A 25,290-nucleotide genomic window follows, 5' to 3' on the forward strand; every position below is an offset into this window, starting at 1 on the left:
ACCCCTCGGTCCCCTCCCCTGAAGGGGAGGGGCTGAAAAAGGCCAACCCCTCCCCACCAGGGGGAGGGGCCTAGGGCGCCGGCGTGGCAGCCGTCGGCGCCCATCTTTTTGGCCAAGTCGAGCCAAGCTTAACTTAGCGCCGCGACTCGCGCCGATCTTGGACGGTTCGGCGGGGCGAGGAGGAATAACCTAATAAATAGTGAATCATCCTAGCCGCTTGCCCTGAATCATGCATAACTCTCCCGCTGCGGCAGGGAGAGCCGCTTGAGTCGCGCGCTCTGGGCGTGAGCGCCTCGGTGGGGGATTTCAGATGCCGGCCAATTTCAGCGTTCGTACGCGTTTCCAGCAATTCTTCGACGACCAGGACGGCGACAATTTCGGCGATGCCGGCGACGTCATCCGCACCACGCTGACATTCGAGAATACCGGCGACGAGGCGCTCGACGTCTCCATCGAGGACCTGCTGAACGGCCTCACGCTGGTCCCCGGATCGGTCAAGATCGGCCCGATGGCGGTCGACGACGCCGCGACGATCAGCGGCAACACGCCGCAGACCTTCACCTTCGCCGAACTGCTCGGCAACGACATCGATCCCGACGGCAGCAACGCGACGATGACGATCACCGGCGTGTCCGGCGCGGTCAACGGCACCGTCACCATCGACACGATCAACGAGACCGTCACCTTCACGCCGAACACCGGCTTCACCGGCGCGGCGAGCTTCCAATATTCGGTCGCCGACGCCCAGGGCCTGACCAACGTCGCCGGCTACGAGGGCACGGTGAGCATCGATGTCGACGGCCTCGTCTGGTATGTCGACGCCAATTATGCCGGCGCCAACGGCGCTCCGGACGGCTCCTATCTCAAGCCGTTCACCAGCCTCGCCCCGCTGAACGGGGCCGGCGGCGCCGGCGACGTCGACGGCGCGAGCGACACCATCTTCGTCTACGCGCGCGGCGCCAACGCCTATAACAGCGGCATCGAGCTCGAGACCGGCCAGATCCTGCGCGGCGAGGGCGTGGCGGCCGACTTCATCGTCAACGGAATCAACGTCAGCTCGGTCCAGACCGACACCCAGATCGAATATTCGACCTTCGGCGTCCAGCTCGCCCAGAACAACACGATCATGGGCATCGACCTAGTCGGCGAGGCGGCGGTCGCGGTCGGCATCCGCGACAATGGCGGAAGCGTCGGCAACCTCGTCATCTCCGACGTCGAGATCGACGGCCTCGGCCAGATGGTCGACATCGACAATGGCGGCGACCTCGACGTCACCTTCCAGTCGCTGACCTCGCACGCCTCGAGCGGCGCCGGCGGAGTCATCGATCTCGACGGCGTCACCGCCGGCACCGCGCTGACCGGCACCTTCACCGTCACCGGCTTCACGACGATGGACAATGCGTCGGGCACCCACAACCAGGTCGGCATCTCGATCGGCGGCAACAACACCAACCTCACCGCCAGCTTCGCCGGCGGCACCTCGCTCAACATGGGCCCCAACGCGCTCGCGGCGGGCGTCGACCTCGGCAGCAACAGCGGCAGCACCAATTTCGCCGGCCTCGCCATCGCGACCCAGACCGCCAACGGCTTCGTCGCCAACAATGCCGGCACGCTCACCGTCACCGGAGCGGGCAACTCGATCACCACCACGACCGGCCAGATTCTGAGCCTCAGCGGGACGGCGCTGGGCGGGTCTGGTGCGACCTTCACGGCGCTCGGGTCGAGTGGCGTGGTCACGACCAACGCCATTGGCCTGGTTAACCTCACCGGCGGCACCTTCAACGGCGGCAACGTCACGATCGCCGGCACCTCACTCAATCAGGGCATTTTCATCTCCGGCGGCTCGTCGAATATGCAGTTCGGCACCGTCACCATCGACAACACCCAGGCCGGCGGCATCGACATTTCGAGCACCAGCGGCACGCTGACCTTCACGTCGGTGGACATCGACGGCACCGGCGGCCACGGTATCGTCATCGGCAGCGCCACCGGCGCAGTGACCGTGAGCGGCGGCTCGATCGGCAGCGCCAACGATCCGAACCTCGACGCCGTCAGGATCAACGGCGGCAGCGCCAACGTCACGATCAACGCCAACCTCACCAACAGCACCGCCAACGTCGACATCGTCGACGTCAGCAACCGCACCGGCGGCACGGTCGCGTTCGGCGGCACGATCTCGAGCACCGGCGGCGCGGGCGGCATCGATCTCGCCAGCAACGCCGGCACGATCAACTTCACCGGATCGCAGATCACCCTGACCACCGGCGGCAACACCGCGGTCAACATCACCAACAACAGTGCCGCGATCAATTTCACCGGCGGAAGCCTCGACATCACCACCACGAACGCGGCGGGCTTCTCGGCCAACGCGACCGGCGGCTCGGTCACCGTCACCGGCAGCAGCAACACGGTCAGCACCGGCGCCGGGATCGCGGTCAACATCCAGGGCACCGACATCGGCGCGGGCGGAGTGACGTTCAACACCGTCAACACCAGCGGCGCGTCCAGCGGCATCATCCTCGCCAACACCGGCGCCGGCGGCTTCACCGTGGTCGGAACGGCGGGCGTCAACGGCTCGGGCGGTTCGATCCTCAACTCGACCGGGCACGGCATCGACCTCACGGGCACCACCAATGTCAGCCTCACCGGCGTGACCGTCACCGGCTCGGGCGGCAGCGGCATCAACGGCAGCAACGTCAACGGCCTGTCGCTGACCAACGTGACGTCCAGCACCAACGGCAACGCGGTCGACGAGGGCGGCGTCTTCATCCTCAACGCCAGCGGCAATGTCTTCGTCACCAACTCGACGTTCAACGCCAATGCCGACGACAATTTCGCGATCCGCAACGACACCGGCTCGCTCAACTTCACCGCGACCGGATCGACGTTCAGCAACAGCTACCAGGGCGCGTTCGGCGACGACAATCTGATCCTCCAGGCGAACAACACCGCCAACATCACCGCCTTGATCAGCGGAAACACCTTCCAGAACGCCGAGGGCGACCATTTCCAGTTCGCCACCAATCTCGGCGCGAGCGGCTCAAGCCACGTCACCTTCACCAACAACACGCTGACCAACAACCAGAGCTCGGCGGTGGTGCTGGGCAGCGGCGTGACGATCAGCCCGTCGGGCGGCGCCGACCTGCGCTTCCTCGCCTCCGGCAACACCATCAACGACACGATCTCCGGCTATTCGTTCAACGTCAACGCGATCGACACGAGCGGGTCGGCGCAGCTCGACATTACCATCCAGAACAACACGATCGGCACCAGCGGGGTCGTCGGGTCCGGTCCGGAGCAGTCGGGCGCGATCCAGGGCCGCATGACCGGCTCTGGCACGATGAACCTGCTGATCGACAACAACGACATTTTCGACTGGGGCAACGGCAGCGCGATCGACATCTCGTCGGCCGCCGGCGCGACCAACGGCAGCGCCAGCATCATGAATGCGACGATCACCAACAATCTGGTGACCGGGCCGACCAGCAATGCGCTCCGCGCTCTTTTGGTCGGGGCGGGCGCGTCGGCGGGCACCCACAACAACATCATCCGGGTCACACTCGACAACAACGCCTTCGACAACACTTATCCGGGCGCTCTGACCAACGACATGCGCTTCACGGTCTTCTCGAACGCGCAGATCCAGGCTCCGGGCTATGTCGGTGGAGGAGCCGACATAGCCGCTTTCCCGGCTCACATGGTGTCTCTCAACAGCCCGGGCACGGGCACCGCCAATGCCGCGGTCGGAGCGGGTGTCACCAACGGCTTCGCAAACACGCCGGGCGGCGCCAATCCGACGCTACCCAGCACGCCCAATCTGCCGCCGCCGCCGATGATGCTGGCGCCCGAGCCGCCGGCGCCGCCGATCCCCGACGCGGGCGACGGCAAGGACGAGCATACCGGCGACATCCCGCCGCCCGTCGACGACGGCGACACCGGCGGCACCGGCGACGGCGGCAAGGACGACCATGCCGGCGAGCTGCCGGACGACAATGCCCACCCGGTCATCGTCGACGACGGCGTGCTCAGCCAGGCCGAGCTCGACTATCTCGTCGACGCGGCGATCCAGCGCTGGATCGATGCGGGCGCCAGCGCCGAGCAGGTCGCGGCGATGCGCGCGGCGACCTTCGCGGTCGCCGACATGACCGGGGTCCAGCTCGGCATGAGCGACGGCTCGATCATCCATATCGACAATGACGGCGGCCGCGCCGGCTGGTTCCTCGACACGACGCCGGGCGCCGACGAGGAATATGGCGGCACCGGCACCCGTCTCGTCGCCACCGTCGGGGCGGCGTCGCAGGGCGTCGACCTGTTGACCGTGCTGATGCACGAGCTCGGCCACCAGGCCGGCCTCGCCGACCATTACGACATCGCCGCGCGCGACGACATCATGTACGGCTATGCCTATGAGGGCGAGCGGCGGCTGCCGGCCGACGGCCAGGCGGCGGGCGCGGTGCCGGGATCGATCCCGCACCCGGTGTTCCAATTGGGGCCGATCGTGGTCGGCACGGTGCCGGGCGACAACGCCTTCACCGTCCAATATGATGCGACGGTCAACGCGCCGACCGAGGACCGGCTCGTCACCTATCACAGCAACGACGCCGACATCAGCTGGCGCGACGTGCCGGCCGGGGCGATCACCACGCAGAGCACCAATGCCAACTTGCTGGCGGTGGATTCGCTGAGCCTCGGCGACCAGATCTTCCTCGACGACAACGGCAACGGCATCTTCGACGCGGGCGACACCGGCATCGCCAATGTCAGCCTGACCCTGTTCGCCGACACCAACAACAACGGCGTCTATGACGACGGCGTCGACGAGGCGATCAGCTTCCTCGACGACGGCGACGGAGTCTACGAGCCGGGCATCGACACCCCGGCCGCGGCGGGGACTCCGGGCGCGATCACGCTCACCGTCACCACCGACGCGAGCGGCCTCTACGCGTTCGATTATCTCGCGCCGGGCGACTATATCGTGCGGGTCGACGCGTCGAACTTCCTCTCGGGCGGAGCGCTCGAGGGCCTCACCGTCGTCGCCGCAGCGACCGATCCCGACGACAATGTCGACAACGACAATAATGGCCAGGCGTTCGCCGGCTATGCCGCGAGCCGCGCCATCCGCCTCGACCTCGACAGCGAGCCGACGGCGGGCCCGGGCAACGACACCAACAACACGCTCGACATCGGCTTCGTGGACCCGAACTTCGCTCCGGAGATCACACTCGCCGACAGCACGGTGAGCGGCACCGAGGACACCGACCTCGTCTTCAACACCGCCAACGGCAATTTGATCAGCGTCGCCGACGCCGACGGCGACACGCTGACGGTCGACCTGACGGTGACGAACGGCCGGCTGACCCTGGCCGACACCAGCGGCCTGAGCGGCTTCACCGGCAACGGCACCGCGACCGTGCAACTGATCGGAACGGCCGCGGCGATCAACGCCGCGCTCGACGGCCTCGTCTATCGTGGCGGCCTCAACTACCAGGGCGCCGACACGCTCAGCATCGAGGCGGACGACGGGGTCCTGAACGACACCGACAGCGTCGCCATTACACTGGCCGACGACGGCAGGATCAACGGCGACAGCGGCGACAACGTTCTCACCGGCACTCCTCAGGCCGACACGTTCGTGGTCGGTCAGGGCGGCAACGACACGATCAGCGCGCTGGCCGGCAACGACATCCTCTATTTCGGCGGCGCCCTCACCGCCGACGACAACGTCACCGGCGGCCCGGATGTCGATACGATCGTCCTCCAGGGCGACTATAGCGGCGGCCTGGTCCTCGACGGCTCGATCACGGGCATCGAGCGGATCTCGATGCTCGCCGGCTCCAACACCGCGTTCGGCGATCCGGGGACCAACCTCTACGATTACGACCTCACCATCGACGACGCCAATTTCGCCGCGGGCCTTCAGGTCCGGATCAACGCCGCGGCCTTGCTCGCCGGCGAGGATTTCACGTTCGACGGCTCCGCCGAAACCGACGCGAAGTTCGTCGTCTACGGGGGCAGGGGGTTGGACGACCTCACCGGCGGCGACGGCAACGACATCTTCTTCTTCGCCGAGGGCGGCCGCTTCGCCGCGGGCGACGTGGTGAACGGCGGCGACGGCTATGACGGCATGTTCCTGCGCGGCAATTACACGATCGACTTCACCCAGGCCGGCTTTGCCGGGGCTCTTGCCAACCTCGAGAATCTGACTGTCTCCGGGGCGGCCGACGAGCGCTACGCCCGCGGCGGCGGCACCGAGTTCGATTACTCGATCACCTGGGACGGCGACCTGCTCGCCGCCGGAGCGACGATGACGATCAACGGCGCCACGCTGGGGTCCGAGGAAAGCCTGGCGTTCAACGGGTCGGACGAGACGAATGGACATTTCCGGCTGTTCGGCGGCGCGGGCAACGACGTGCTGACCGGCGGCGCCGGCAACGACCTCATCCTGGGCGGGCTCAGGGGCGACACCCTGACCGGCGGGGCCGGCAACGACATCTTCCGCTACGATTCGGTGGCCGACTCGAACTCGACGGAACGCGACGGCATTCAGGACTTCAACAGCGGCGACCTGATCGACCTGTCGAGGATCGACGCCAACGCTCTGGTCGGAGGCAATCAGGCCTTCAATTTCGTCGGCAACGCCGCCTTCAGCAACACCGCGGGAGAGCTTCGCTTCGAGAATATCTCGCTGGGCGGACCGATCTGGCTGATCCAGGGCGATACCAACGGCGACGGGGTCTCCGACTTCGAGGTGGTGCTGGTGATCAGCCCGCCCGATCCGATCACGGCCGGCGACTTCATCCTGTAACGACCCGCAGACAGGGGGGGGCTGCCATAGGCAGCCTCCCTGAAGCCGGAAATCAGCCGGAAGTGGGAAAATCAGCCGGAGCGGGAATCGGGGCGGCGCCTGCCGCCTCCCGAGACGTCAGGACGGGTTGGTGATCGCGTCCACGTTGGGGCCCGACGCGTCTTCGGCGCTGCCGGCGACCATGCGCCGCACTTCGGGGCGCACCCAGGTCAGGCGCTCGGCGCTGTCCAAGGTTTCGGATTCAATCGCGGGAAGTTCATTCTCGTTGCGCGCGCCCATGACTTCCTCCGAACGGTACAGTGCCGGCACCTTGGCGACTCGTTAACCGACTGTCAAACGTCAGTTGCGGACCAGAAACGACCGGACTTGCCGGCGCAGCTCGCTGAGCTTGTAGCGCGGGCCGGGAAGCAGGCCGAACTGGGTGAGGTGGATCCAGGCCGTGCCGAGCCACAGCCGGTCGAGCTCGGTCGCGGCGGCGCGGCCGGACATGCTGCGCATGGCGGCGGCGACGAGCCGGCGATTGGCGCGCTCCCCGCGCAGCTCCGCGACCAAGGCCGGCGGCAGCGGCGTCGCGAACAGGGTGTCGAGCAGCAACACGGCCAACGCCGCCGCACGGCCCCCGCCGAGCTCCTGCGAGCGGCGATAGAGCGCCGCGATCTCCTCCGGCGTGCAGCCCTCGAGCAAGGCGGCGAGATCGGCGATCCACTTGAGCCTGAACCAGGCGCTCGAGGCGCCGTGGACGGCGAGATAGGCGAACAATTCTTCCAGCCGCAGGGTGGGCAGGACGATTCCCTCGGCGACCCGTACTTTCTGGCGCGGCGAGCCGATGCCGACTCCGGCGAGCAGCATCGGATGGTCGGCGAGGGCGGTGTGGAGCTCGACATGAATGCCGCGTCCCGGGTGGCGCCACACCGATTCCTTGGCGTGCTGGTGCCATGCCGCGATCCGTTCCGGCGTCGCGGGCCCTAGCGGAACGACCATCTCGTAGCCGTCCGCCTGGAGCAGCGACGCGGCGCCGGCGAGGTCGTCCGCGCCGACGAGGATGTCGATGTCCCAGCCCGCCTTGGGCACGATGCTGCCATAAGCGAGCGCGCTCAGGGTCAGTCCCTTGACGAACAGCAGGGGGATCGCCGCGGCGTCGAAGCGGGCGGCGAGGCGCGCGCATTCGGCGGCGGCGGCGAGATTGTCGCGGCCGATGCGGTCGGCCGCGGCCTGAAGCGCGCCCGCGACGTCCGCCGGGACCGTCACCCCGGCCTGGCGAAGCGCGCGCCACGCCAGGCCCTCGATGCGGTGGCGGCGGGCGATGCGCAGGAACAGCGGCCAGTCGATCGCCTGCTCGCGCAGCCAGCGATCCTGCTCCGGCGTGCGGCTCCAGCGGCAGCAGGCGATTGCATAACGGAATTCCGGCAGCAGCGGCTCAGGCATTCGAGCCGGCGGCCTTGCGGAGGAAATGGCCGCCGGACAGGCCGCGCAGCAAGGCGAGGCGGTAGCGGCTGGTGACCTTGTTGCTGTTCCAGCCGCCCTCAGGCCAGTCGTCGAGCAGCGCGCCGAGCTTGCCGGTCTCGAGGATCTCGGCCGCGCCGTCGACCGCGGCGATGCGCTCCGCCTCCAGCCGCGCCTCGTCGCGGGCGGCGGCGACGCCCTCGTGCCAGTCGACCGCCTGCAGGCCCTTGCGCCGTTCCTGAACCACCGCGGCCGGCAGCCGGTCGGCGAGCACGCGCCGGGCGAGCGAGCGGGGCAGGCCGTCCTTGAGAAACTGCTCGGCCGGGATCGAAAGGCAGAGTTCGAGGAGGCGCCGATCGGCGCTCGGATCGCGAACATCGATGCCCCAGCCGCCGAGATAGCCCTTGTTGTAATTGCCCATGTCGACTCGGCCGATCACCCAGCGGCGGGTTCCGACGGGATCGCGGCGGGGGCGGTAGCTGAAGTCGAGCCCGGCCGCCGCAGCGTCGGCCTGAAGCGCCTGGGCGGTGGCGAGATTGACCGCGCTATAGTCGCCGAGGCGGAAATGTTTGCCCATCCGCCGGTTGATCGACTGCCACAGCCAGCCCGGCATGAACGGGCCGATCGTGTGGGCGAGGGCGCTGCGCCGGCGGATGCCGTTGCCGGGCAGGCGGGCGATCTCGCGCGCGAGGCGCAGCCAGCGGCCGCCGGCGAGCAGCTCCGGCAGCAGCTCGAGCCCGGCATAGCTGAAGCTCATATTGCCCATCTGGCCGGTCAGCATGACCGGGAGCCGGCGCGCCTTGGCGGCGTCCATGATGCCGTCCATCCACACGCCGTTGCACAGGTTGAGCACCGGCCGCTCGAACAGGAAGAAATTGCGGTCGAGCGTGGCCAAGGGCGAACGGCCGTTGGTCCGGACGAGGACGTGCTCGATATTCGGGTAGCGGGCGGCGACCGCTGCCGCGAGCGGCCCCTCGTCGCCGAAGCGGCCGTGTGGGATCGCCCCGTCATAGCCTTCGCGCGGCACCGCAGTGAAACCGGCGACTTTGCCCGACGGCCCGAGCAGGCGTGCCGCCGTGGCTGCAACCGCACTGCTGTCGAGCCCGCCGCTGAGAGTCGCGCCGACACCCTGTTCGGCGCCGCGCAGCCGGACCGCGACGGCGCGGTCGAGAGCCGCGCGGACGGCCTCCTCATACTCCTCGTCGCGGCCGAGGCGGAGCGTGGTGGTGCCCGGCTGCCAGTAATGGCGGGTCGAGAGGCCGTCGCGGGTGACGATGCAGATCGCCCCGGCCGGCACGCGCTCGACGCCGGCGAAGAAGGTGCGGGTGCCGCCTTCGGGCATCAGCGCGAGGAAGCGGGCGAGCATGTCGCGGTCCGGCGCGGGCGGCACCTCGGGGAGCGCGTGGAGGCCCTTGGGCATCGAGGCGAAGGCGACGAAGTCCGAGCCGCGGTGAAAATGGAGCGGCCGCTGGCCCATGAAGTCGCGGGCCAGCACCAGCCGTTGCCGCCCCGAATCCCACAGGGCGAAGGCGAAGTCGCCATCGAGCCGGTCCACCGCCTCCTCGTCCCAGCGGTCGAGCGCTGCCATCAGGATCGCGGAGTCGGCCAGCCCGCTCGGCTCGGCGATGCCGAGCGCGTCGGCGAGCTCGTCGCGATTGTCGAGACGGACGTCGGCGACAAGGACTCGGCGTCCCTCCGCGCTGACCATCGGCGCGCGGTCGAAGCGCTCCTCGGGAAGCTGGCGGAACAGCCGACGGCCGAGCGCGATCTCGCGGTCGCCCCATGTCGCGGCGGACTTGGGGTCGGGCGCATAGACCTGCTGCGCCTGGAGCATTCGCTCGCAGGTGCGGCCGGCGTCAGGCCGGCCGGACAAGCTCCAATAGCCGGCGAGCGCGGTCACGGGGGCGAGTCGTCGATGCTGACCAGCCCGTCCTGCTCGAGCGTGCGGAGAAGCCCGCGCAGGTCCCGCTCGCAAGTCTCGGCATCGACGTCATATTGGAGCAGGAGCGCATCGCGCAGCGCGCTGAGGCGGGTGGGCTGCGCGATCATCTTCCACACCCGCGTGGCGGTGCCGTTGAACCCGTAGCAGGTGCCTTGCTCGACATGGAGGCCGAGCAGCTCGCCGTCGAGCTCCGCCTCGCTGAGGGCGGCACGGCGGGCCACGATCCAATCCGACATTCCGTTCCCCCACTGAACGCTCACATTCGGCGCACTGTGCACGCGCTCGGGCAGCGGTTTCAACCGGTTATGGCCGTCCGAGCCAAGGCGTTGGGTGACGCGCCGAGCAAGGCCTCGGCATGATCGCGAAGGCGTGCGGCGTCTTCGTCATAATGGTCGCGGCCCCAGCGGCGCACGGCGCGGAACAGCGGCACCTGGCGGGCGAGGGTGATACAGGACCGAAGGTGCTGCTCGCTGCGCCCGAGCAAGGGCACGAAGCCGCCGCGATAGGTATTGGCGATCAGCGCCTCGGACGCGTCGATGCCGGTGAGGCGGGAGATTCCGTGCGTCTCGCCTTCGGCGGCCTCGGCGAGCAGGTAGCAGGCGCCGAGCGGCAAGGCCTGCCCTTGGGCGGCGGCGGGAACGTCGAACTTGTCCTGGCCGGCGAACGAGCGCGGATAGGCGCCGCCGTCGAGTCCGGCCGCCTCGAGCGCATCCTGCCACATGCGCAGTCGCGGTACGCCGGGGAGGGCGAGTGGCGGATCAGTCGGCGCGATCGCCGCGACGTCGTCGGCGAGGATGGCATGGCCGTGGCGCTGGAACCAATGGGCGAGCGTCGACTTGCCGGCGCCGGAGCGTCCCACGAAGGCCACGGCGCGGCCGGCGATCTCGACGCAATTGGCGTGGAGCGGCAGCAGGCCGCGCTGGTGGAGCAGCGCTCCGAAGGCCGAGCCGAGCAGATAGACGCGAAGCTCCCGCTCGCCGGCGTCGGGGGCGGGGTCGATGACGATGCTGTCGCCGCCGCTGACCAGGAAGCGGCCGACCTTGGGAACCTGGAGCGCCAGCGCCCCTTCGTCGGTGATGCGGAGATGGCCGTCCTGCGCCGGCACCGGGCCGTAGCGGACCTCGACTCGCGGCGCATCGTCTGCCGCGCCCGGCAGGCCGGGCAGCGGCAGCTCCGAATGGACGGCGAGCCCGAACAGGGCGCGCGGCGGCGCCCGGGTCAATCCGCGGCCTCGTTCGAGAAGGTGGCGACGCAGGCGAATTGCGCGGCATTCTCGCCGCCGATCAGCACCTCGCCGCCAACGCTGAGCCAGACATGGGCGTTGAGCGCGCCATCGTTCGCCGCACCGATGCCGTAGTGAAGCGTCGACGGGATGCCGCGCCGGCGCAGCATCGCGCGCAGGCACAGAGCGGATTCGAAGCATTTGGCGCGCCATGGCACCTTGGCGCGGGCGATCTCGACCATCCGTGCGAGGCGGCGGGGCTCGGCGCCGCCGCGCCGCCGGCGCACCCTGCGGCGCCCTTCGACGACACGCGCGAAGGACAGGAAGCGTACGGCGAGCGCGGCCGGAAGGAGATTGACGATCGCCTCGAGCACCAGCAGCCGGTTGGCGATGCCGCGGGCCCGGGAAGAGCGCAGGGGCGGTGCCGACGACGTCATGGCCGGAGCTTAGCCCTTCTGCGCCTGCGCGCAACGTGCGCGGCGGCTTGGCGGCGACGCAGCGCGTCCCTAGGGTTTGCCGCAATGACCCGGCGGGCCCTTTTTGCGAGACTCTATGCGGCAATGAGCCCGGCGCGGCGGCGGCAGTTCATCCTGCTGCTCGTCGCCACGACAGTGTGCGCGGCGGCGGAGGCGTTCGCGATCGGCGCCGCCTTGCCTTTTCTCGCCCTCCTCGCCGATCCCGCCGGGGCGGCGCTGCCGGTGGAGGTGCGCGAGCGGCTGGCGTCCGTGGGGCCTCCGATCGCCAGCGCCGCATTGCTGCTCGCGGGGGCGACGCTGCTGCTTGTGGTGCTCCGCCTGACCCTGTTGTGGCGGCAGCAGAAGTTCGCCATGGGTTATGGTCGGGAGCTCGCCGGGCTGGTCTTCGGCCGGATGCTGCGCCAGCCCTATCTCGCTTATTTGAGCCGCAACAGCAGCGAGATGCTCGCCGGCATGGAGAAGGTCGAGCGGCTGGTCGGGACGCTCATCTACCCAGCGATCCAGGGCTTCGTCGCCGCGGTGCTCGCGCTGTTCGTGATGACCGCTCTGCTGCTCGTCGATGCGGTCGCGGCGAGCATCGCTGCGGTCGCCACCGCCGCGGCCTATGCGGCGGTCAGCCTGCTCGTGCGCCGCCGGCTCGAAGCGAACAGCCGCGTAGTCTCGGCGTCGATCACCGCGCGCGCGCGCACCGTCCGGGAGGCGCTCGGAGGAATCCGCGACATCCTGCTCGACGGCTCGCAGGCGCTGCACCAGGCCAAATATGACGCGTTCGAAGTCCGCAACCGCCGCGCCCAGGCGGAGAATGTGTTCCTGGGGCAAGCGCCGCGCTACGCGGTCGAAGCCGTCGCCGTCATCGTCATGGCCGGCGTGGCGCTGCTGGTGAGCCGCGGCGCGGGCGGCATCGCCGAGGCGATTCCGGTGCTCGGCGCGCTTGCGCTCGGCGCCCAGCGGCTGCTTCCTCTGCTCCAGCAGGTGTGGGCCGGCTACAGCCAGGTCTCCGCCCAGCACCAGTCGCTGCACGATGTCGCCATGCTGATGGAATTGCCGATCGAGCGGGAGGACGGGCCGCGGCCGGCGCCGCTGCCGCTCCGCCAGGAGATCCGCTTCGACCGCCTCAGCTTCGCCTATCGGCCGGACCGGCCGGTCGTCCGCGATCTCGACTGCACCATCGAAGCGGGCGAGTGGGTCGGCCTTGCCGGGCCGACCGGCAGCGGCAAGAGCACGTTCGTCGACCTGCTGATGGGCCTGATCGAGCCCGACGGCGGCCGAATCCTGATCGACGGCCAGCCGTTGACGCGCGAGCTACGGCGGGCGTGGCAGGCGAATATCGCCCACGTCCCGCAATTCATCTATCTCGCCGACGACAGCATCGCCGCTAACGTGACGCTCGGCCAGGATGCGGACGCGGTCGACCGGGCGCGGCTCGACCAGGCGGTGCGCGCCGCCCAGCTCGACAGCTTCGTCGAGTCGCTTCCGGACGGGCTCGACAGCCGGGTCGGCGAGCGCGGGGTCCAGCTCTCGGGCGGCCAGCGCCAGCGCATCGGCCTCGCTCGCGCGCTCTACAAGCAGGCGGGCGTGCTGGTGCTCGACGAGGCGACCAATGCTCTCGACGAGGCCACCGAGACGGCCGTGCTGGCGGCGATCCGCGCGCTCTACGGCCAGGTCACCGTGATCATGGTCGCTCACCGGCCGTCCGTGCTGGCGCGGTGCGACCGGGTGATCAGTCTCGAGCCCGTCCAGGAACCGGCGGCGGCCCTGCGCGCCTAGGCCCAGCATCCGCGAGTGGCAGTTCGATCCGCGCCCTGCTAGGGCAGCGGCGTGGTGCTGAGGTTTTGCGTTATCGTGAATTCGAATGGCTTGCGGAGTGCCGCGGGGGTGCCGCGGTGACGGTCGAATGTGCGTCCTTGTGGATCGGCGCGTCGCTCGGCCCGATCGAGCGCGCCTGCCTGCGCTCGGTGCTTCGCCAGGGGCACCGTCTCAGCCTCTATTGCTATGAGAAGCCGGCAGGAGTGCCGGCGGGCGTCACCCTGCGCGACGCGGGGCAGATCCTGCCGCGCAGCAGCATCATTCGCCATCACAGCGGCAGCGTCTCGCTATTCTCCAACCGCTTCCGCTACGAGCTGCAGCGCCGCGGCCTCGGCACCTGGCTCGATTGCGACGCCTATCTCGTCCGGCCGCTCGACGGCGCCAGCGACTATCTGATCGGCGAATATGAGCCGGGCCGAGTCTCGACGGGCGTGCTGCGCCTGCCGCAGGAATCGCCGCTCATCCAGCCCCTGCTGGAGATTTTCGAGGAAAAGAAGGTCATGCCGTGGCTGCCGCGGCGCTCGCGCCTGGCAGCGCGATGGCGCCTGATGACCACCGGCCGAGTCGACCTGGCCAAGCTGCCCTGGGGGAGCGCCGGCCCGGTGGCGTTGACCTACCTGGCCCATTCCCACGGGCTGGCGAACGTCGCGGTGCCGCAGGACGTCCTCTACCCGGTGCCCTGGCAGCAAGCGGACTGGATCCTTCAACCGGGCCGTGGGATCGAGGACGTCATCACCCCGCGGACGGTCTCGGTCCATTTCTGGAACGAGCGGATCAAGAGTTTCAAGCACCGGCCCGCGCCTCCGGGCAGCGTCCTCGCGCGCCTACACCAGGAGGGCCGCGCGTGACTCGGGCTCCGGCGGTCAGCGTGGTGCTGCCGGTCCATAACGGCCGCGCCTTCGTCGAGAGCAGCATCCGCTCCATCCTTGCCCAGGATTTCGCCGATTTCGAGCTGGTCGTCGGTGACGACGGCTCGGATGACGGCACGAGCGAGGTGCTGGCGAGGCTGGCCGCCGAGGACGACCGCATCCGCGTTCTGCGCCGGCCGACCAAGTCCGGGCTCGCGGGCAGCGCCAATTGGGTCGTTTCCGAGGCGCGCGCGCCGCTGGTCGCGATCGCCCATGCCGACGATATTTGCGACCCGTCGCGCCTGCGCCGCCAGGTCGCGCTGCTCGCCCGGCGGCCGGACGCGGTCCTGGTCGGCGCGCTCGCCGACGGCATCGACCCGCGCGGGCGATGCGTGCAGCCGGCCAATCTGTCGCGTCTGCTCAAGCCCTCGTCCTTCGCTCCGTTCGCCCATTCCACCGTCATGTTCCGGGCCGAGGCCTTTTCGCGCGCCGGCGGCTACCGCTCCCAGGCCGATGCGTGGGAGGATCTCGACCTCTATTGGCGCATGGCGGAGGAGGGACGGATCCTGGTCATTCCCGAGGTGCTGGCGCGTTATCGCCACTCGGCGTCGAGCATTCGCGAGCGTCATGGCGACCGGATCGAGCAGGCGCTCGACGTGATGTACCGGTCGGCGGCGCTTCACGGCCAAGGGCGCGACTGGTCGCCGCTGCTCGGCAGGCCAAGTGCCGGGCGGATCCACCCGCGCATCTTCGTCGCCCGTTCCTGGGTGCGGCTGTGGAGCGGGCGGCGCAGTCATGTCTTCGGACGGATGCTGCGGCGCGCGGCGCTCCGGCCGAACCTCGTGTCGGCTCAGGCGCTCGCGTTCGTGACTTGGGCTACCGTGAGCCCGCGCTCACTGCGCCTGCTCCTCCAGCTGATCGGCAAGGCGCGCAATGCGCGGGTGCGCCACAGGCTGACCGGACTTGAGTTCGTCGAGTGGGAGATGGCGCCGCGCGATCCCGATGCCGTGACCGCATCCGCGCAATACCCCGCCGCGGCCGCGCGCTAGCCTTGGCCGGCCCGCCGCCGCTCAGCGTCGTCATGCCCGCGCGCAATGTCGAGCAATGGGCGCAGCAGGCGGTGCGCAGCATCCTTCGCCAGACCTTCTCCGATTTCGAGCTGATCATCCTCGACGACGCGTCCGAAGACGGGACACGCGCGCTGCTGCGGCGCCTGGCGGCTGAAGATGCGCGGATTCGGCTGTTCGAGAAGGACGCGCGGCTCGGGCCGGTCGGCAGCTCCAATTTCGTCGTCGAGCAGGCGCGGGCGCCGATCGTCGCCCGCATGGACGCCGACGACGTCGCCGCGCCCGAACGCCTCGCCAGGCAAATGGCCGCGCTTGCCGAACGCCCCGATGCGGTGTTGGTCGGGGTGCTGGCCGAGACGATCGACGATAGCGGGCGGCGCGTGCGGCCAGCCAGCTATGCGCCGCTGCTGCACCCCACCGAGATGGCGCCCTTCCCGCACACTTCGATCATGTTTGGCAAGGCTGCGTTCGAACGGATCGGCGGCTACCGCGCCGGCGCGGCGAAATGGGAGGATGTCGACCTGTTCCTGCGCATGGCGGAGGCGGGCGCGGTGCTGGTCGTGCCGGAGCCGCTCATGGCGGTCCGGCAGACCGGCAAGAGCACGCGCTTCGCGGACGGGCAGCGCGATCTCCACGAGGCGATCGGCAAGATGTACGACTGCCTCGCCGCCTACCGGCGCGGTGAGGATTATGCGCCGCTGCTCACGCGGGACAGGCGGGGCGGCAGGCTGGATCCGCGCGTCTTCCTGTCGGGCGGATCGTCCTCACTGTGGGCCGGGCGACGCCCCGGCGTGCTTGGGCCGATGCTGAGGACCGGCCGTCTGCGCGTCCGCCCGCGCGACGCCGCCTTGCTCGCCTGGGCCACGGCCGCCGAGATCAGCCCGCGCGCCCTGCGCTTAGCGATGCGCAACCTGCTCGCGCTGCGCAATCGCCGCGCGCGACGCCGGCTTGGCGCCGCCGCGATCATCGAGTGGCGGCCCCAGCCGGCCGCTCGGCGAACAGCCAGTCATAAGGAAGTGGCGGACTGATCGCGAAACCGGCGCTTTCGAGGATCGCCGTCACCTTGGCGCGGGTCCTGAACTGCTCGCCGTCGCCGCGATCGGCCCGGAAGTCATGGACTGCGACCGCGACCCGCGCGACGTCCGCCAGGTCGATATGGTCGAGCAGGGCGACTTCGGCGCCCTCGGCGTTGATCTTGAGCAGGTCGACCCGCTCGATCGCGAAGCGCCGCTTGAAGTCCGGCCATTGCACATTGGCGACATGCACCGGGCCGCTGTCGCTGATCGCGGCGTCCAGCCCCTCGCGGGTCGGGGTGATCCGCACCGGAGCGTCGCCGATGGCGAGACCGAAGGCTTGATAGCCTTCGGGAAGGCCGGCGAAGGTCAGCGACAGGCATTCATAGACCCAGGGCTGGATGTCGTTGGCGACGTAGCGGACGCCCGGCGAGCGCGCCGCCAGCATCGCCGCCTCGATGCCGAGGCCAGCCCCGATATCGACCACGCAGTCGCTTCCGGTCGGCAAATAGCGGTTGAAATAGACCGTCTCGAACCAGAGCCGGCGGTCGGCCGCGCGCGGCGCCTCGCCGACGAAGCGAAGGAAGACTAGCCAGCCGTCGACCATGTAATAAAGATGGCCGGTCGCCGCATCGCGACGAATGCCGAGCAGAGCGCGGCGGACAACGCGTTTCAGCGCCCAGGGGAGCGGAATCCTCAGCGCCGGCCCGCCAGCCAGACGATCAGGACGAGCAGGAGGCCGACGCCAAGGCCGGCGAGTGCGCCGATCGTCGGTTCGCCCCGGGCGATTCCGATTGCGGCCCCGGCGACGATGGCGAGAGCGAGCATGGAGCCGCCGGCGGCGCTGCCCCGGCGTGGTTCGGGATCGGTCATGACCAAGCTATGGCAGCCGCTGGGCCCGCGTTCCAGCGCCGGAATATGCTCAACAACTTGTTGAACATGGCTGTGCGGCACTTCGTAAGCCCGCGCCGCCTAAAGGTCGGTCCATCCCATCGTTCACAGGTAGTTGCGTCTTGCACCTTCACGTCCACCTGCCCGACGCCGCCGCCGCCGCCGAGGCGGCCGAGCTCATCGATCAGTTCGGCGGATTCGCGGCCGACGAGGCGGCGGCGCGCGCCAGCCGCAGCCGCGATCTCGGCAACGTCATCCATTATTGCCGGTGGCGGCAGATCCAGCGGCTGATCGAGGTGCTCGGCGAAGACCCGGCGGACTCGACCCTGCACTGAGGGCCGCAGGGCCGCCCCGTCAATCGCAGCGGAACAGGGAGCCGTCGCCGGTGCGGACCTCGTCGCGGCCGACGCGGGCGAGGGTCGAGCGGGTCACTTCCTCGTCCATCTCCGCGACCAACGTGCGGCCGTCCTCGATCGACCAGGTGCCCCGTTCGCCGGAGGCGGTGACGAGATCGCCGTTGGAGTCGAAGCGGATCGGCTCGCCGCAATCCTCATCGTAGCTCCACGCGCCCGCGAACCAGGTCTCGGTCACCGTGGCGGGCGACCGCATTGACACCGCGAAATAGATCAGCGCGATCAGCAGCACCGCGCCGACGCCGCCAAGGGCGAGGAACAGGGGCAGCTTGCTCGGCTTGCCGGGCTCGGCGGGCATTGGCTCGTGCGGCTGAGCGCCGGTGTCTGCAGCCCCACTGCCGGGCGCCTCGCTCCGGGGAGGGCGGGCGGGGACGGAGCGGTCGAGCGAGACCGGCGGCAGCGGCGGGGGTGGGGCCGGCGGCGGAGGCGTGCTCTTGGCCTTGGTGATGTCGACCGCCGGCTTGGCTTCCGGCTCGTCGATCGACACCGTGCCCGTCTTGGGCGTGCCGTTCTGCGCCTGGACCTGAAGGTCGCGCGCCTTCAATGCGATTCGGTCGATCGCCTCGTCGCGTTGCTCGAGCCAGTCGATCCATTGCGACGCGGCGAGGTGATAGCTGAGTTCGCCCGGGTCGATCCGCTCCAGCCGCAGCGGGATGATCGCCTTGCCGAGCTGGTCGGCGAGGATCAACTCGCGCTCGACGTGGCGGCTCTTGGCCGAATTGGAGCAGAACAGCAGCAGCACCGCGCTCGATTCGCCGATCGCCTGGGGAATGGCGCGGGCGAAGGACGCACCGGGCTCGACGTCGCGCGGCGCGATCCAGCAGCGCACGCCCTTGATGTTCAGCGCCCGCTCGACATGCTCGGCCACTTCGAGCTTGGACGAGTGGTGGCTGACGAAGAGCATCGGCGACTTGTCGCGGCTCACCATCCCCTCCCCGAAGGAGCTGCTTCCACCGCCTGTCGTCGCCATTACCGTCTCCCCTCACGCGCGGTCAGTCGGTACATTGGGAACGTCCCGCACTTTTTTGCAAGGTCGATCCGCCCGACATAGCGGCAGCGGAAGCGCTCGGGCGCGTACAGGGCGAGCATCGCGGCGAAGGATTCGGTCACGTAAACCGTGTTCGGCGGGGTCACCGGCTCGATCCGCGCCGCCCGCGACACTTCGGTGCCCTGGAAATTGGGCCGGCCGGTGACCCGGTCGGTGGTCTCGTAGACCGAGCCGAAATGGACGGCGATGCGCATGCCACCCTGGTCCGGAGGGAGGCCGAGCAGCGCCGGGTCGACCTCCATCAGCGTCCGCTGCAGCTCGAGGGCGACATCGGCGCCGGGGCCGGCGCCATCGACGACCGCATGCAGGGCGTCGCCCCAGGTGTTGGCGGCAATCACGGCGGGATCGTGGGCGGCAAGCACCTCGGAGATCCGGCCCATCACCTCGGTGTCGAAGGCGGGCAGAGCGGACTCGGTCAGCTGCGAGTAGCCCGCATAATCGGTGAACAGGATCGAGGCGAGGCGGCGCGGAAAGGGCGGGGGATCGCCCGCCGGCGGCCTCGGATAGCCGCGATCGACGCCCTCGGGCGCAATCACCACCGTCTCCCCGCCATGGTCGCGCCACAGCCGGACGTCGGCGGCGGTGCCGACCGGGCCGCCGGGGCTGCCGTCCCACAAGGCGAGCTGGAAGCAGCGGGTTGCGAGATGCTGGCCGCGCAGGCGCGCCATGCCCATGGCAACCGCCGCGCCATAGGCGAACAGGGACGGGTCGTTGACGAACTCCATCTCGGTCGCGAAGCTGACTCGCCGCGCGCCGGCGAGGACCTTTTCGAAGCGCTCGACCCAAGCCTCGCCCGCGGGCCGCACGGACTGGGCGATGAAGTCGGCCCTGGCGCAAGGCAGGACGATGTGGAGCTCGCCGCCGCGCTCGAGGACCGTCTCGGCGACCAGGATGTCGGCGCCCGCCGCCGCCGATCCGAAGGCATGGGCGGCCTTGCGCTCGTCGAGGATGGCGGCGATCCGCTGCTTGAGCCGCCGTTCGGTCTCCGAGTCGGCCATGAAGATGTGGCCGACATAATGGAAGGCCGAGGGCGGGCGGATCGCGTCGAGCAGCGTCTCACGCTCGGCGTCCGCGACTCCGGCGGCATCGGCGACGAGCTTGAGCTGGCGCAGGGTCCCGGCCTGGTCGCCGAAATTGGCGCCCGGCAGGGCCACCGCCTCGCGCAGCGCCTCGGTCGCGGCCGGAGTGTCGCCGAGGATCAGCAGCGCCTCGCCGCGGGTAGCGCCGCAATAATAATCCTTCGGCTCAGTCACGTTGGGCAGGGTCAGGATCTTCCCGGCGAGCTGGCGCGCCTCGTCGGCCTGGCCGGTCAGCAGCGCGAGCGAGGCGGCGTTGATGCCCGGATAGGAATCGCCGGTCTCCTCGAAGATCCGGCGATAGGCATAATAGGCGCCGGCCAGCTCCTCCTGCGAACCGGCCTCGATGCCGCGGTCCTTGAGCAGCCGCGCGCCCAGCGCGCGCTTGTCGGGATCGTCGCTGCAGTCGAGGCCGTGGGCGTGATAGAGCGACAGCGCCCGCTCGGTGTCGCCCATCCGCGCCAGCGCCAGCGCCTGCTCGTGCTTGAGGTCTTCGGAAGGATCGCCGTCGGCGATCGCCCGAGCGGCGATGTCATAGGCGCCGAACAGGTCGCCGCGCTTGCGCGCCTCCCGCGCCTCCCTGACCGCGTCGCTCATCCCCTCAACCCCGCGATGTGACGCCGAACCATGGCCGATCCGGGAAGCGCCGCCAAGGTCGGCGGGGCTTCAGGCGCGACGTTGCTCCACCACTTCGATGGCGGCCGCAACTGCCTGTTCGGCGCTCATCGCGCTGGTGTCGAGAATGTGGGCGTCATGCGCGGGCTTGAGCGGCGCTTCCGCGCGGCCCGAATCGCGCTCGTCGCGGGCGCGGATGTCGGCCAGGACGTCCTCATAATGGACGTTGAGGCCGAAGCCGACGAGCTCGGCGAAGCGTCGCTTGGCGCGCACCTCCGGAGCCGCGGTGACGAACAATTTGGCCTCGGCCCGGGGCGCGATGACGGTGCCGATGTCGCGCCCGTCGAGGACGGCGCCGCCGGGCGACGCCGCAAACGTGCGCTGGCGCTCCAGCAGGGCCTCGCGAACCATCTTGTAGGCGCTGATCCGCGAGGCGATTCCGCCGACCGTCTCGCCCTTGAGCTCGGGGTCAGCGAAATCGATCTGCGAGATGTCGCAGGCGCGGACCGCGGAAAATTCGCTTTCCGGGTCGCCGCCGGCCTGAAGCAGGTTGAGGGCGACCGCGCGGTAGAGCAGCCCGGTATCGAGGTGAGGCAGGCCGTAATGCCTGGCGAGCGCACGGGCGATTGTGCCCTTGCCGCTTGCCGCGGGTCCGTCGACGGCGATGATCATGGGCGGGGCGGGGGCGCGGCGGCAGACATGCGCGGGGCTTTTGACAGCGGCACCTGCCTGTGGCAAGGCGCCCGCCGATCCGGCGCCGACGCCTCAACCTGAGAGCGGCCCAAGTTTCTGTTACTGGAGATATTCACCCATGGTGAAGCCTGAATGGGGCACCAAGCGGACCTGTCCCAAATGCTCGGCCCGTTTCTATGACCTCGGCAAGGAGGATCCGGTCACCTGCATCGAGTGCGGCGTGAACTGGTATCCCGAGCCCGTGCTGAAGTCGAAGCAGCCGCTTCCGTACGAGACCGCCAAGCCCGAGAAGGAAAAGGAAACCGCGGATTCCGATCTCGCGGGCGACGATCTCGAGATCGACGTCGACGAAGAAGCCGAGGAGAATCCGGACGACGAGGTCGATCTCGGCGGCGACGACGATATCGGCGTGGCGGGCGCCAAGGACGAGGACGAGGAGGCGTAAGCTTCCTCAAAAAAAGGGCGGGCGAACGGCTTGCGCGCCGCGCCCGCCTTGCCTAAATGCGCGCTTCCGGCCGGAACCCAGCGGCCGGTGACGAAGGTGTGGGGCCGTAGCTCAGCTGGGAGAGCGCTACAATGGCATTGTAGAGGTCAGGGGTTCGATCCCCCTCGGCTCCACCAGCCTTCTCTAAAGCTACGGCTGGCGAGCCTTCTTGCCATCGCCAACAATCCCAGTCGCTGTTCCGATGACGGATCGCGCGCTATGCTCGTCTCTCTTTGGGGGAGGGCGGCGATGCGCGGCGGTGCGGTCCTGATTCTTTCATGTCTCGTGCTGCTCGCCGGCTGCGGCGAGCGCTTTCCGATCGGCGAGCGGCTGTGGCCCGGCTCCTATGGGCCGCCCTACGGCGCCGACCTTTACCGGCCGCATCACGCCGAACATGTCGCCAGCGGCGAGCGCCACGCCGCCTTCCTTGGCGAGGAGAGCCGCCGCTACGCCTCCCACGACGCGTGCAACGCGGCGATGCGGCGGCTGCTCTCCGTGCCGGGCGGGGCGCATCACGGGCCGGTGGCGATCTCGCCGCTCGAGACGGTCGGCCATCACAGCGATCACGGCATCACCCACGAATATCGTTGCACCGGCTCCACGCTGAGCCAGCGCGCGTGGCGGTCGGGCGGAGCCCATGGCGAGGGTCACGCGCCGGCGCATTGATACCTTGCGGTGCCGGGCTGTTCCGCCTCGGCACGACCCACAGAAATCGAAGTTAACGCGATTGCGCCGCTGGTAAACAAATCGTTAAACCCCGGGAATGACCCGGCTCGTCCCCATCGTGAAGCGGCGCACCCGCAACCCCGGCAGTTTTCCGCGCGCAATCGCCATTGCGCAGCCGGTGGACCTGGAAATCGCGCCCGCCTGGCTCGAGGACGCCAGGCTGTTCGCGATGGGCTGGGTCGCCGGCCTGATCGTGTTCGGCACCTTCCTCGCCTGATCAGCTGTCGACTTCGAGCTCTAGCCATTCCGCCATGCTGGCGAGTTCGGCGGCGAGCCGCTCGCGCGTGTTCGCCGGAGCACCTGGCTCGAGATGCGTGGCTCGAACGCGCAGGCGCCCGGACTGGCGGTCGGCCTTGAGGTCGACGCGAGCGACCAGCGCCTCATCCATCAGGAAAGGCAGCACGTAATAGCCGTGAACGCGCTTGTCGGCGGGCGTGTAGATCTCGATGCGGTAGCGGAAGCCGAACAGGCGCTCGGTGCGGGCGCGCTCCCAGATAAGCGGGTCGAACGGGGCGAGGAGCGCCTGGGTCTCGATTTGGCGCGGGCGGCGCGCGTCGGCGTGGAGGTAGGCGGGATTGCGCCAACCCTCGACGGTGAGGGGGAGGAGCGTTCCTTCCTCGACCAGCGCCTCGATGGCGGCGCGGGCGGGCTCGGGTTTCAGGCGGAAATAGTCCCTGAGATCGCCAGCGGTGGCGAGTCCTAGGGTGCGGGCCGATAGCGCAACCAGCCTGCGCTGGGCGTCGGCGGGATCTGGCGTGGGGAGAGACAGAATCGCTGAGGGGATGACCCGCTCGGTGAGGTCGTAGACCCGTTCGAAGCTGCCCCGCCGGGTCGCGGTGGTGAGGTGGCCGGCCCAGAACAGCCATTCCAGCGCATGCTTGGTCGCGCCCCATTCCCACCAGCCGCTGCGGCTGCTGCCATGCTCGAAGTCCGATGCCGCCATCGGCCCTTCGTCGCGGATTCGCGCCAGGATCGCCTCGGCCTCGGCGCGCTGTTCTTTGGCGAAGAGGCGAACCCTTCCCCAGCCAGCCTCGCCGCGATCGGCCTCGGCCATGCGCCAGCGCAGCAATGGGTGGAGGGGGAGCGGCAAGAGCGAGGCCTCGTGCGCCCAATATTCGAACAGCCGGCGCTTCGGCTTGGCGCCCCAGGCGGCGGCGTCGAGCAGCTCGCGGTCGTACGGGCCGATGCGTGAGAAGGCCGGCAGGTAATGGGCGCGGGCAAGGACGTTGACGCTGTCGATCTGGTGAAGGCCGAGCCGATCGAGATTGCGCGCGAGGCGGCCCCAGTTGGCGGTGGGCGGCTTGGGCCCGCCGAAGCCCTGCGCGGCCAGGGCGATGCGCCGCGCGGCGGCGAGGGAGATGCGGTCGCGCGGCGGGCTCATGGATCGCATCAAGCCGGGCCGCGCCGCCCCGTCAATCGATGAGCCTCACCGCGATTATGCCTCAAGCCGCGCTTTTCAGCGAAAGCTCACAAGTGGCTCATGCCGCTCACCTGCCGTCCGGAGCAGGGTGACCGCATCACTCGATGCAGGAAGGGCAGGAGACATGACGGAAGTTTCGGAGAGCAGCGGAAGGCGGCTCGGCAGCCCGTGGCGGATCGCTGGGTGGGGCACGGCGGTGCTGATCCTGCTTCTGCCGCTCGTCGCGATGCGGTTCGGCGACGAAGTTAACTGGACTGAAAGCGACTTCATCTTCGCCGGCATCATGATCGGCGGCACCGGCGCCCTGTTCGAGCTGACCGTTCGGATGTCGCGCAACCAGGCCTATCGCGCCGGCGTCGGCTTCGCGCTCGCGGCGTCGTTCCTGACGGTGTGGGCGACCGGCGCGGTGGGCATGATCGGCGACGAGGACAATCCCTATAATCTGCTCTTCCTCGCCGTGATCGGACTGGCGCTGGCCGGCGCCATCGTCGCGCGCTTCCGGGCGCAGGGGATGGCGATCACCATGGCCACCGCGGCGCTGGCGCAGGTCGTCGTCTCCGTCGTCGGCATGCCGACCGACCTGCGCGGCGGCATTTTCAGCGCCGGCTTCGGCGGCATCTGGCTGATCTCGGCCGCCTTGTTCTGGAAGGCGGCGCGGGACCAGGCCGCGTCCGACGCGCTGGCCAAGGGCTGACGCCGGCGCACCGGCCGCTGACTCGCTTTTGCGCGCGCCCGGCAAGTGGTAGAAGGCATGCCATGTTCACCGACATGCACGACGGGACCGCCGCGGACTGGGCGCACATCGCCCAGGCGCATCGCGCGCACCAGCAGAGCATTGCGGCGAAACAGATCATGGAGAGCCTCCAGCGGCTCGAGGCGATCGAGGTCGGCTTCGCCGCCAACCAGCTGACCCACAGCCTGATGGCGGGGACCCTGGCGCGCCGGGCCGGGGCGAGCGACCAGGAAGTGGTGGCGGCCCTGTGCCATGACCTCGGCAAATTGTTCTCGATCCCGAACCACGGACCGATCGCTGCGGAGATGCTGAAGCCCTATGTGAGCGAGGACATCTACCACGCCATCTACTGGCACCAGTCCTTCCAGGGCCGCTATTATTTCGAGCATCTCGGCCTCGATCCCGAGGCGCGCGAGCGGTTCCGGGACGAGAGCTGGTACGATTTCGCGGTGAAGCTGGTCGACGAATGGGACGCGCCCGCCTTCGATCCCGATTTCGACGTCGATCCGCTGGCGAGCTTCGAGCCCGAAGTCACCCGGGTGTTCAGGAACCCGAGGGCGATGGTTTAG

General features: G+C 69.2%; 23 protein-coding genes and 1 tRNA gene. 12 read left to right on the forward strand and 12 right to left on the reverse strand.

Features of this window, described 5'->3' with window-relative positions; genetic code table 11:
• Window positions 1–310: 310 nt before the first annotated feature.
• Window positions 311–6,805 (forward strand): Ig-like domain-containing protein, encoded by a 6,495-nt coding sequence (locus tag G7B71_RS04200; RefSeq protein WP_166038189.1) that lies wholly within the window; start codon window positions 311–313, stop codon window positions 6,803–6,805.
• A 117-nt stretch (window positions 6,806–6,922) separates the two neighbouring features.
• Here G7B71_RS04200 and G7B71_RS04205 read toward each other — a convergent pair whose 3' ends face one another.
• The 6 genes from G7B71_RS04205 to G7B71_RS04230 are packed head-to-tail and all read right to left on the reverse strand — an operon-like array spanning window position 6,923 to window position 11,849.
• On the reverse strand, window positions 6,923–7,114 hold the full coding sequence (locus G7B71_RS04205) for a hypothetical protein (protein ID WP_166038191.1): 192 nt from the start codon (window positions 7,112–7,114) through the stop codon (window positions 6,923–6,925).
• 30 nt (window positions 7,115–7,144) lie between these two features.
• Entirely contained in the window at window positions 7,145–8,230 is a 1,086-nt protein-coding gene (locus G7B71_RS04210) for a nucleotidyltransferase family protein (RefSeq protein ID WP_166038193.1), read from the reverse strand.
• Window positions 8,223–10,148 carry an asparagine synthetase B gene (locus tag G7B71_RS04215; RefSeq protein ID WP_166038196.1) on the reverse strand — a complete coding sequence of 642 codons (1,926 nt, stop codon included), beginning with the start codon at window positions 10,146–10,148 and terminating at the stop codon, window positions 8,223–8,225. Before G7B71_RS04215 ends, G7B71_RS04210 begins: the two co-directional genes overlap by 8 nt.
• Entirely contained in the window at window positions 10,145–10,426 is a 282-nt protein-coding gene (locus tag G7B71_RS04220; protein ID WP_166038198.1) for a PqqD family protein, read from the reverse strand. Before G7B71_RS04220 ends, G7B71_RS04215 begins: the two co-directional genes overlap by 4 nt.
• 59 nt (window positions 10,427–10,485) lie before the next feature.
• Window positions 10,486–11,412, reverse strand: coding sequence for a hypothetical protein (locus G7B71_RS04225; RefSeq protein WP_166038200.1), 927 nt, complete (start codon window positions 11,410–11,412; stop codon window positions 10,486–10,488).
• Window positions 11,409–11,849: a lasso peptide biosynthesis B2 protein gene (locus tag G7B71_RS04230; protein ID WP_166038202.1), complete on the reverse strand. Its 441-nt coding sequence runs from the start codon at window positions 11,847–11,849 to the stop codon at window positions 11,409–11,411. The genes G7B71_RS04225 and G7B71_RS04230 overlap by 4 nt, the downstream gene beginning before the upstream one ends.
• Window positions 11,850–11,933: 84 nt before the next feature.
• Between G7B71_RS04230 and G7B71_RS04235 the strand changes: the two genes are divergently transcribed.
• The 4 genes from G7B71_RS04235 (at window position 11,934) to G7B71_RS04250 (ending at window position 16,637) form a co-directional block, all read left to right on the forward strand.
• Window positions 11,934–13,655, forward strand: coding sequence for an ABC transporter ATP-binding protein (locus G7B71_RS04235; RefSeq protein WP_166038204.1), 1,722 nt, complete (start codon window positions 11,934–11,936; stop codon window positions 13,653–13,655).
• Between the two features lie 116 nt (window positions 13,656–13,771).
• On the forward strand, window positions 13,772–14,542 hold the full coding sequence (locus G7B71_RS04240; protein WP_166038205.1) for a hypothetical protein: 771 nt from the start codon (window positions 13,772–13,774) through the stop codon (window positions 14,540–14,542).
• The gene (locus G7B71_RS04245) at window positions 14,539–15,591 is read left to right on the forward strand and encodes a glycosyltransferase family A protein (protein WP_166038207.1); all 1,053 of its coding nucleotides are present in this window, start codon (window positions 14,539–14,541) and stop codon (window positions 15,589–15,591) included. Before G7B71_RS04240 ends, G7B71_RS04245 begins: the two co-directional genes overlap by 4 nt.
• Window positions 15,592–15,593: 2 nt before the next feature.
• Window positions 15,594–16,637, forward strand: coding sequence for a glycosyltransferase family A protein (locus G7B71_RS04250; protein WP_166038210.1), 1,044 nt, complete (start codon window positions 15,594–15,596; stop codon window positions 16,635–16,637).
• On the opposite strand, the gene G7B71_RS04255 is transcribed toward G7B71_RS04250, so the two are convergent.
• Window positions 16,573–17,229 carry an FkbM family methyltransferase gene (locus tag G7B71_RS04255; protein ID WP_166038213.1) on the reverse strand — a complete coding sequence of 219 codons (657 nt, stop codon included), beginning with the start codon at window positions 17,227–17,229 and terminating at the stop codon, window positions 16,573–16,575. The genes G7B71_RS04250 and G7B71_RS04255 overlap by 65 nt on opposite strands.
• Before the next feature lie 89 nt (window positions 17,230–17,318).
• Entirely contained in the window at window positions 17,319–17,495 is a 177-nt protein-coding gene (locus G7B71_RS04260; RefSeq protein WP_166038215.1) for a hypothetical protein, read from the reverse strand.
• 140 nt (window positions 17,496–17,635) lie between these two features.
• Here G7B71_RS04260 and G7B71_RS04265 point away from each other — a divergent pair, with 140 nt between their 5' ends.
• Window positions 17,636–17,848: a hypothetical protein gene (locus tag G7B71_RS04265; RefSeq protein ID WP_166038217.1), complete on the forward strand. Its 213-nt coding sequence runs from the start codon at window positions 17,636–17,638 to the stop codon at window positions 17,846–17,848.
• A gap of 19 nt (window positions 17,849–17,867) precedes the next feature.
• Here G7B71_RS04265 and G7B71_RS04270 read toward each other — a convergent pair whose 3' ends face one another.
• The 3 genes from G7B71_RS04270 to cmk form a co-directional block, all read right to left on the reverse strand.
• Window positions 17,868–18,896, reverse strand: a complete 1,029-nt coding sequence (locus tag G7B71_RS04270; RefSeq protein WP_166038219.1) for a toll/interleukin-1 receptor domain-containing protein — start codon at window positions 18,894–18,896, stop codon at window positions 17,868–17,870.
• Window positions 18,896–20,647: an adenylate/guanylate cyclase domain-containing protein gene (locus tag G7B71_RS04275; protein ID WP_166038221.1), complete on the reverse strand. Its 1,752-nt coding sequence runs from the start codon at window positions 20,645–20,647 to the stop codon at window positions 18,896–18,898. The genes G7B71_RS04270 and G7B71_RS04275 overlap by 1 nt, the downstream gene beginning before the upstream one ends.
• Before the next feature lie 69 nt (window positions 20,648–20,716).
• A complete protein-coding gene (cmk, locus tag G7B71_RS04280) occupies window positions 20,717–21,337 on the reverse strand; it encodes a (d)CMP kinase (RefSeq protein ID WP_166038223.1) in 621 nt (206 codons plus the stop codon).
• A 139-nt stretch (window positions 21,338–21,476) separates the two neighbouring features.
• Here cmk and G7B71_RS04285 point away from each other — a divergent pair, with 139 nt between their 5' ends.
• The 4 genes from G7B71_RS04285 (at window position 21,477) to G7B71_RS04300 (ending at window position 22,785) form a co-directional block, all read left to right on the forward strand.
• Window positions 21,477–21,803, forward strand: coding sequence for a TIGR02300 family protein (locus tag G7B71_RS04285; RefSeq protein WP_166038225.1), 327 nt, complete (start codon window positions 21,477–21,479; stop codon window positions 21,801–21,803).
• Between the two features lie 100 nt (window positions 21,804–21,903).
• A tRNA-Ala gene (locus G7B71_RS04290) sits at window positions 21,904–21,979 on the forward strand.
• A 112-nt stretch (window positions 21,980–22,091) separates the two neighbouring features.
• Window positions 22,092–22,508 (forward strand): hypothetical protein, encoded by a 417-nt coding sequence (locus G7B71_RS04295; RefSeq protein ID WP_166038227.1) that lies wholly within the window; start codon window positions 22,092–22,094, stop codon window positions 22,506–22,508.
• A 97-nt stretch (window positions 22,509–22,605) separates the two neighbouring features.
• Complete coding sequence (locus tag G7B71_RS04300) at window positions 22,606–22,785, forward strand: hypothetical protein (protein ID WP_166038229.1); 180 nt, start codon at window positions 22,606–22,608, stop codon at window positions 22,783–22,785.
• On the opposite strand, the gene G7B71_RS04305 is transcribed toward G7B71_RS04300, so the two are convergent.
• The gene (locus tag G7B71_RS04305; protein WP_166038231.1) at window positions 22,786–23,949 is read right to left on the reverse strand and encodes a crosslink repair DNA glycosylase YcaQ family protein; all 1,164 of its coding nucleotides are present in this window, start codon (window positions 23,947–23,949) and stop codon (window positions 22,786–22,788) included.
• A gap of 163 nt (window positions 23,950–24,112) precedes the next feature.
• Here G7B71_RS04305 and G7B71_RS04310 point away from each other — a divergent pair, with 163 nt between their 5' ends.
• On the forward strand, window positions 24,113–24,682 hold the full coding sequence (locus G7B71_RS04310; protein ID WP_207774712.1) for a hypothetical protein: 570 nt from the start codon (window positions 24,113–24,115) through the stop codon (window positions 24,680–24,682).
• 62 nt (window positions 24,683–24,744) lie between these two features.
• The gene (locus G7B71_RS04315; protein WP_166038233.1) at window positions 24,745–25,290 is read left to right on the forward strand and encodes an HD domain-containing protein; all 546 of its coding nucleotides are present in this window, start codon (window positions 24,745–24,747) and stop codon (window positions 25,288–25,290) included.

Source organism: Sphingosinicella sp. YJ22 (assembly GCF_011320075.1).
In the GTDB taxonomy this organism is placed as follows: domain Bacteria; phylum Pseudomonadota; class Alphaproteobacteria; order Sphingomonadales; family Sphingomonadaceae; genus Allosphingosinicella.

Excerpts from the sequence above, each read along its gene's own strand:
- G7B71_RS04310 (WP_207774712.1), top strand. The coding sequence starts at position 24,113 with ATGACGGAAGTTTCGGAGAGCAGCGGAAGGCGGCTCGGCAGCCCGTGG.
- G7B71_RS04295 (WP_166038227.1), top strand. The coding sequence starts at position 22,092 with ATGCGCGGCGGTGCGGTCCTGATTCTTTCATGTCTCGTGCTGCTCGCC.
- G7B71_RS04300 (WP_166038229.1), top strand. The coding sequence starts at position 22,606 with ATGACCCGGCTCGTCCCCATCGTGAAGCGGCGCACCCGCAACCCCGGC.
- G7B71_RS04235 (WP_166038204.1), top strand. The coding sequence starts at position 11,934 with ATGACCCGGCGGGCCCTTTTTGCGAGACTCTATGCGGCAATGAGCCCG.
- G7B71_RS04255 (WP_166038213.1), bottom strand. The coding sequence starts at position 17,229 with ATGGTCGACGGCTGGCTAGTCTTCCTTCGCTTCGTCGGCGAGGCGCCG.
- G7B71_RS04230 (WP_166038202.1), bottom strand. The coding sequence starts at position 11,849 with ATGACGTCGTCGGCACCGCCCCTGCGCTCTTCCCGGGCCCGCGGCATC.
- G7B71_RS04200 (WP_166038189.1), top strand. The coding sequence starts at position 311 with ATGCCGGCCAATTTCAGCGTTCGTACGCGTTTCCAGCAATTCTTCGAC.
- G7B71_RS04305 (WP_166038231.1), bottom strand. The coding sequence starts at position 23,949 with ATGAGCCCGCCGCGCGACCGCATCTCCCTCGCCGCCGCGCGGCGCATC.
- G7B71_RS04285 (WP_166038225.1), top strand. The coding sequence starts at position 21,477 with ATGGTGAAGCCTGAATGGGGCACCAAGCGGACCTGTCCCAAATGCTCG.
- G7B71_RS04210 (WP_166038193.1), bottom strand. The coding sequence starts at position 8,230 with ATGCCTGAGCCGCTGCTGCCGGAATTCCGTTATGCAATCGCCTGCTGC.
- G7B71_RS04315 (WP_166038233.1), top strand. The coding sequence starts at position 24,745 with ATGTTCACCGACATGCACGACGGGACCGCCGCGGACTGGGCGCACATC.
- G7B71_RS04220 (WP_166038198.1), bottom strand. The coding sequence starts at position 10,426 with ATGTCGGATTGGATCGTGGCCCGCCGTGCCGCCCTCAGCGAGGCGGAG.
- G7B71_RS04260 (WP_166038215.1), bottom strand. The coding sequence starts at position 17,495 with ATGACCGATCCCGAACCACGCCGGGGCAGCGCCGCCGGCGGCTCCATG.
- cmk (WP_166038223.1), bottom strand. The coding sequence starts at position 21,337 with ATGATCATCGCCGTCGACGGACCCGCGGCAAGCGGCAAGGGCACAATC.
- G7B71_RS04270 (WP_166038219.1), bottom strand. The coding sequence starts at position 18,896 with ATGGCGACGACAGGCGGTGGAAGCAGCTCCTTCGGGGAGGGGATGGTG.
- G7B71_RS04275 (WP_166038221.1), bottom strand. The coding sequence starts at position 20,647 with ATGAGCGACGCGGTCAGGGAGGCGCGGGAGGCGCGCAAGCGCGGCGAC.